Source organism: Mariniradius sediminis, from assembly GCF_021491425.1.
Taxonomy (GTDB): Bacteria; Bacteroidota; Bacteroidia; order Cytophagales; family Cyclobacteriaceae; genus Mariniradius; species Mariniradius saccharolyticus.
Window position 1 is genome coordinate 1 of record NZ_JAKEVZ010000099.1, and the last position, 255, is coordinate 255.

Annotated in this window: 1 protein-coding gene; it reads left to right on the top strand. The window is 60.4% G+C overall.

Annotated elements, in window-relative coordinates; all coding sequences use genetic code 11:
• Positions 1 to 11: 11 nt before the first annotated feature.
• Positions 12 to 255, top strand: a 244-nt coding sequence (locus L0U89_RS20740) for a transposase (protein WP_439651535.1), incomplete at its 3' end; no start/stop codon positions are given.

Here is a 255-nt window from a genome sequence, read left to right on the forward strand (position 1 = left end):
GTACAATTTCCATGCATCACATTTCAGGGACCGACCGCCACCAAATCACCTTCTCCAGCCTTGACGGACAGATCCCCTCGGACAACGCCGTCCGGGTCATTGATGCCTTCGTGGACAGGCTCGACCTTGCCCGTCTCGGCTTCGCCGCAGGCAATCCCCGGGAGGACGGAAGGCCGTCCTTCGACCCAAAGGCCTTCCTCAAGCTCTATATCTACGGCTACTTCAACGGCATCCGCAGCAGCCGCAGGCTGGAGC